5 protein-coding genes are annotated in these 6,022 nt (G+C 40.7%); all 5 read left to right on the top strand.

Annotated elements, in window-relative coordinates; all coding sequences use genetic code 11:
- The first annotated feature begins 785 nt into the window (after nucleotides 1-785).
- The 5 genes from rsxC (at nucleotide 786) to QZT26_RS16025 (ending at nucleotide 5,905) form a co-directional block, all read left to right on the top strand.
- On the top strand, nucleotides 786-2,102 hold the full coding sequence (gene rsxC, locus QZT26_RS16045; RefSeq protein ID WP_157820727.1) for an electron transport complex subunit RsxC: 1,317 nt from the start codon (nucleotides 786-788) through the stop codon (nucleotides 2,100-2,102).
- Nucleotides 2,103-2,152: 50 nt separating this feature from the next.
- On the top strand, nucleotides 2,153-3,184 hold the full coding sequence (locus tag QZT26_RS16040; protein WP_099326679.1) for an RnfABCDGE type electron transport complex subunit D: 1,032 nt from the start codon (nucleotides 2,153-2,155) through the stop codon (nucleotides 3,182-3,184).
- A gap of 3 nt (nucleotides 3,185-3,187) precedes the next feature.
- Complete coding sequence (locus tag QZT26_RS16035) at nucleotides 3,188-3,919, top strand: FMN-binding protein (RefSeq protein WP_099326678.1); 732 nt, start codon at nucleotides 3,188-3,190, stop codon at nucleotides 3,917-3,919.
- A 37-nt stretch (nucleotides 3,920-3,956) separates the two neighbouring features.
- Nucleotides 3,957-4,484, top strand: a complete 528-nt coding sequence (gene scpB, locus QZT26_RS16030) for an SMC-Scp complex subunit ScpB (protein WP_099326677.1) — start codon at nucleotides 3,957-3,959, stop codon at nucleotides 4,482-4,484.
- A 407-nt stretch (nucleotides 4,485-4,891) separates the two neighbouring features.
- Nucleotides 4,892-5,905, top strand: a complete 1,014-nt coding sequence (locus tag QZT26_RS16025; RefSeq protein ID WP_295103605.1) for a DEAD/DEAH box helicase — start codon at nucleotides 4,892-4,894, stop codon at nucleotides 5,903-5,905.
- The last annotated feature ends 117 nt before the right edge of the window (nucleotides 5,906-6,022 follow it).

Below are 6,022 nucleotides of genomic sequence, written 5' to 3'. Positions count from 1 at the left end.
CCCCTTTAGGGGCGGTCTGTTTGTAGCACAATAAAATTCAACAGGTAAATAGCTCCGTAGGAGCGGCCTGTATATGATTGACAGGAAGACAGGCCGCTCCTGACGGAGCTAATATCTGTTATGGTATCCCTATCTACTACAAACAGGTTGCTCCTACGGAGCTTATCGGTAATACGTTTTTTTTAAAACCAAAGTGTTGCAATAATTCTTAACTTAATGACATTGAGTTGCAAACTTGAACCCGCCAGGAAGATTTGTTTATATAAGAATAAATAAACATACTCTATAGTTACCTATCCGGGCAGTATATCATTCCTCTCAAAGCGTATTCCTACATAAAAGTGCAAGCTTTTATTATTAACATTTATCGATAATACGCCGGCGCAACCTTTCGGAATAATTGTAACACTTTAGTTTTTTGAAAAAGTAGGGGCGAAGCATTTTCCCGTTTGGGTATGAACGCATTTATGACAATTTAAAGCAAATGCTTCGCCCCCACATTGCGATTATTGGAATTTTTCAAAAAACTAAAGTGTTACGAATAATTACTTCAGAATATCTGTAGTATCGATTTTTCCATTTTCTCGTTTGATTTTACAGAATTGAAAGCTAAATTATAAGAGCCTTTTTTTCATATCATAATACGAAAGGCGGAACAACAGATTACACAGACTTCGTCGCAAGCTCAGTCGAACGATTGCACAGATTAAAAAATTAATATTTTGCCAAAAAGTGCAAAGAAATTACTGATAAGGTACTAAATGTACGCATTAATGAAATCAAAATTGAATACTTTTGCAGGGGGGATACATCCCAAAGAGGATGGAAAAGTGCTTACTTCTGAAATAAGTGAGATTTGCTCCCCGATTCCAAAAAAAGTATATCTGTTTATGAATCAACACATTGGCGCGCCGGCAAAACCCATTGTCAACAAAGGGGATCAGGTAAAAATCGGACAGTTAATTGGCGAGGCGCATGGTTTTGTTTCCTCCAACATACATGCTTCCGTTTGCGGCAAGGTCGTTGATGTGTCGCCATATCCGCATCCTGTCGCCGGTGCAAAGTCTCTGGCGGTAGTTATCGAGAATTCCGGCGAGGAAGAATGGGCTGAGACGTTAAACGTTGAACAGGACACTGAAAATATCACCCCGGAAGAGATCAGACAAAGGGTTTTCTCCGCCGGTATTGTAGGACTTGGCGGCGCAACATTCCCCACACACGTAAAACTTACTCCCCCAAAAGATAAAACGATAGATACTATCGTGATGAACGGGGCGGAATGCGAGCCATATCTTACCTGCGATCATTACGTTATGCGTAACAATGCAAATGAAGTCCTTGAGGGATTGCGGCTTGTTATGAAATGCATTGGTTGTAAAAAAGCGCATATCGGCATTGAAGCGAATAAAAAAGACGTCTACGAATTATTGAAAAATACCCTGGCTGGAGATCCTTCCATTAAAATAGATTTATTGGAAGTAAAATACCCTCAGGGTGCAGAACATCAGCTTATTAAAGCATTATTACGTCGTGAATTCAAACCCACTCAACTCCCCATGGAGGCAGGCGCTGTCGTTATAAATGTTGCAACGGCGTTTGCAATCAATAATGCGGTGAAATATAAGCGTCCTTTGATCGAAAGAATAATTACGGTAACGGGGAATGGAGTCAATAAACCTCAAAATTTGCGCGTCCGCATTGGAACGCCAGTCCGGGATTTATTAGAAATCACCGGAACCTCTGTTGGCCTCAATAAGATTATCTTTGGGGGTCCAATGATGGGCATTGCGCAGGGGAGCATCGATAACGCCGTGACGATTAAGGGAACGGGTGGAATTCTTGTTCTGAAAAACCAGCCGCACTATGAATCTCATGCATGTATACGGTGCGGGCGGTGCATCGTCAGTTGCCCATACGGACTCAACCCAAGCGAGTTAAGTATTATGGGGGAATCCATGAATATTTCCCTTGCGTTGGAGAATAATGTTCTTGAATGCAAAGAATGCGGCTGTTGCACTTATATTTGCCCTGCAAAACGGCCTATTGTGCATCACATCAAATTTACAAAGGCCCTTATTGCAAAACAAAAAACAAAGAAATAGCATTCGTTTCTATCGTGTAACGTAAAAATAATCGGCATAAAGTAAAAACTATGACAAATACTACTCAGAGCGTAACTCCTTTAATCGTCAGTTCATCGCCTCATATGAGAGACAATGACAGCATTTCTCATATCATGTGGACTGTCGTTCTCTCTTTACTTCCTGCAGGATTCGCTGCCATTTTTGTTTTTGGTTATTATGTCCTCTTTGTTATTGGTTTATGTTGCCTTACTGCTCTCGTCACGGAAATTGTCATTTCACTTATGAAAAAGCAGCCTGCTTTTGCAATGATTAAGGATGGCAGCGCCATTGTTACCGCCATCTTGCTTGCTTATACATTGCCTCCAGGCGCTCCGTGGTATGTCCCTGTGGTAGGATCGTTTTTTGCGATCGCTGTTGTTAAACACTCTTTTGGTGGTTTAGGGAATAATATATGGAATCCTGCACTTGCTGCACGCGCTTTTTTGCAGGTGGCATATCCTGTTTCGGTAAATTCAGATTGGCGATTCTTTTCAGATCCGGGCGCAATGAATGTATTGAAAAACATTACCAGTACGGGGGAAAGCGGCCTGCTTCTGGATGCGGTAACCAGGGCAACCCCTCTTGCAAAGGAATCCGGGGCAGAATTATATAATTTTTACCAGTTGTTGATTGGCAGTGTGCCGGGTTGTATTGGAGAGACCTCCGCGATTGCGCTGCTTGCAGGGGGATTATACCTTCTGTATAAAAAATGTATAAAATGGTACGTGCCTGTTGCGTATCTTTTGACCGTTTTTGTCGTATCGATTTTTCTGCCTCCTCGTACAATTACCCCATGGGCAAATAACCCTTTTTACCATTTATTTGCCGGAGGCCTCTTTTTGGGCGCATTTTTTATGGCGACAGACATGGTAACCACTCCTCTTACAAAAAAAGGGATGTTAATTTTTTCTGTTGGGGCGGGGTTATTAACTATTTTAATCCGGTTTTATTCAGGTTATCCCGAGGGCGTTTGTTATTCAATTCTGATCATGAACACTGCGACTCCTCTTATTGACCGATTCACAAAACCACGCCTTTATGGTTCAAAAGTAAAAAAATAGAACATGAAAAAAAAAGTCCAATACCCGGTAGTTCTAACGATTGTTACCCTTCTGGCATCAATTGGTGTTTCCTCAACGTACCTGACTACGAAAGAAAAAATAAGGGAAAAAGAGTCGGAGGTTCGCACCAGGGCGCTCTTTACGGTGCTTCCCGGCATTGATGAAACACCGGAAGAAATTTCTCCGCCCAATACAAAGAATCAGGACAAAATATACAAGGGCGTAAATGGTGAAGGGGAATTGATAGGATATGCGGCAAGCGGTGAAGCGCAGGGATATTCAAGCAGAATAAATGTAATGGTGGGGCTCGATTCAAATCTGGAAAAAATTCTCGGAATCGATATCATCTCACAGCGGGAAACACCTGGCCTCGGCACGAAAATGGTAGAAAAGGAAAGCTCTGATACTTTATTGAGCGTTTTAATGAGTTTTTTCGGGAAAACTTCAGGGGTTGACCATGGGAAAATCCAACAATTGCCTGAATTTAACATGCATCAGGGAAAAGAAGGCAATAATTCCGGGAATGGAGCGGCAACGGAACTGCGTCCATGGTTTCAGGAACAATTTAAAGATAAGACATATAATCAACTGGTAGTTTCCAAAGTTGCGGATAAAGAAAAAATTACAGCAATCACGGGAGCGACCATCTCTACAAATGCCGCAGTAAAAGCGGTACAGAATGCAATCGAAAAAATCAAAATCGAATTGCAGGAATATACCTGGCAAATCAAGTGAGTCATTAAGCAGGAATTGATACGATATTTTTCCCACTATGAAAAACATTGAAGAAATAAAACCCATTGTTGAAGCGTTGCTGTTTTCTGCGGAAGAACCTCTTTCCAGCAAAAAAATATGTAACATTATCGATGATGTTGACGCCGCCCTCATAAAGGAAGCCATTACTTTACTGCAACAAGAATATAATCAGCAGGGGAGGGCATTCCAGATTGAAGAGATTGCAGGCGGCTTCCAACTCTACACACTGCCTGAGTATCACGAATGGATATCGAAACTGCGTAAAAAATCGGCTGAAACAAAACTTTCTTCGGCCTCACTGGAAACACTTGCAATCATTGCATACAAACAGCCTGTATTGCGGGCTGATGTTGAGTCTATCCGCGGCGTTCAATCAGGTCAAATCATAAGACTACTAATGGAAAAAGACCTTGTTAAGGTAGTTGGGAGGGACGAATCTCTTGGACACCCTTTATTATACGGCACTACAAAGAAATTTCTTGAACATTTCGGCTTAAAAAACATTAAGGATCTGCCAAAGGCAGAGGAATTAGCAGCGCCATAACAAAAAGGGTTACCATAGGCACTTAAGAGTATATTCCTTTGTACTTTTGTAGAAATAGTGATACTCAAGAGGTTCACCATTGGTGATTTATAGACAATGTCGTACCAGTTCAACACGGACAAACAAGGTTTGTCCGTGCCACCATATCATCAATTTAAAATTCACATTTTATGAGCATCTTGAGTATAAATTAAACAATCCCCCGTACTCCTAAAATCCACTAACCCAAACGAGTTGTAATAGAAAGTTTTTTCTTTTCCCACGCAAAGCCACTCAGAAAGTATGAATTATGAACGGGTATTGAAATAAGTTTTTGAATGATTTATACTCCACACACAAACCTAAAGAAAATAGGTAATTTGGGTCTTTTGTTTAAAGAGTAAATAATTCCCTGAATGCTATAATTAATGCAAATAACGCCTTACCACGCAAAATATTTTGCTTTTGAGCTTACAAAACGCAGTTCTTCAGATAGTTTGCAAAAGCTGGCTTCTTCTCTTTTAGACGCCCAGGTAGACTTAAATCCGCATCAGGTCGAGGCTGCTTTATTTGCCTTCCATTCCCCGCTTTCAAAGGGTGCTATACTGGCGGACGAGGTAGGTCTGGGGAAAACCATCGAGGCCGGTCTGGTTATATCTCAAAAATGGGCTGAAAGAAAACGGAAAATTCTGGTTATAGTGCCATCAAACCTTCGTAAGCAATGGAATCAGGAATTACTGGATAAATTCTACCTTTCATCACTTATACTGGAAACGCCTTCTTTTAATCAGGAAATTAAAAAAGGAAACTTAAACCCCTTCAACCAGAACGAAATAATCATTTGCTCATACCATTTTGCAAGGGCTAAAGATGTTTATATCAAAAATATCCCTTGGGACTTAGTGGTCATCGATGAAGCACATAGATTAAGAAACGTTTATAAGCCGTCAAATAAAATTGCCACTGCCGTCAAAAATGCCGTAGCCCACGCTCCAAAAATGCTGCTTACCGCAACGCCGCTCCAAAATTCTTTGTTAGAACTATATGGTTTAGTCAGTATCATTGATGATTATACCTTTGGTGATTTAAAGAGTTATAAAAATCAGTTTGCCAGATTAGCGAATGAAAATGATTTCCATAATCTTAAAGAAAGACTAAAACCCATTTGTATAAGGACGCTCCGCAGGCAGGTATTAGAATATGTAAAATACACCAATAGAATGGCAATAACGCAAGAGTTTGTCCCGTCTCCTGATGAACAAAGGCTTTATGACCTGGTTTCAGCCTATTTACAAAGGGAAAATTTATTTGCACTTCCGCCAAGCCAAAGACAACTCATGACGTTAATTTTGAGGAAATTATTGGCATCGTCAACCTTTGCAATTTCAGGGACATTAGATGCCCTTGCAATAAAACTTGAAAATATCGTAACTAGTGTCTGAACGAAAACGCTGTAAGCCTTGAAATACGTGGTAAAGGAGGTTGAAAGTATCTGCATGAAGGGTTGAAAGTATAGTGAGTAGATGTTAAACTTAGGGCGTAGAATAAGGGAAGCGAGG

Source organism: uncultured Candidatus Kuenenia sp. (genome assembly GCF_900696675.1).
Taxonomy (GTDB): Bacteria; Planctomycetota; Brocadiia; order Brocadiales; family Brocadiaceae; genus Kuenenia; species Kuenenia stuttgartiensis_A.
Note: the sequence above shows the minus strand (reverse complement) of the source record. Positions and strands in the feature narration are given on the sequence as shown.

What these genes read in the sequence shown, in the direction of transcription:
- scpB (WP_099326677.1), top strand. Translation starts at nt 3,957, where the DNA reads ATGAAAAACATTGAAGAAATAAAACCCATTGTTGAAGCGTTGCTGTTT.
- QZT26_RS16035 (WP_099326678.1), top strand. Translation starts at nt 3,188, where the DNA reads ATGAAAAAAAAAGTCCAATACCCGGTAGTTCTAACGATTGTTACCCTT.
- QZT26_RS16040 (WP_099326679.1), top strand. Translation starts at nt 2,153, where the DNA reads ATGACAAATACTACTCAGAGCGTAACTCCTTTAATCGTCAGTTCATCG.
- QZT26_RS16025 (WP_295103605.1), top strand. Translation starts at nt 4,892, where the DNA reads ATGCAAATAACGCCTTACCACGCAAAATATTTTGCTTTTGAGCTTACA.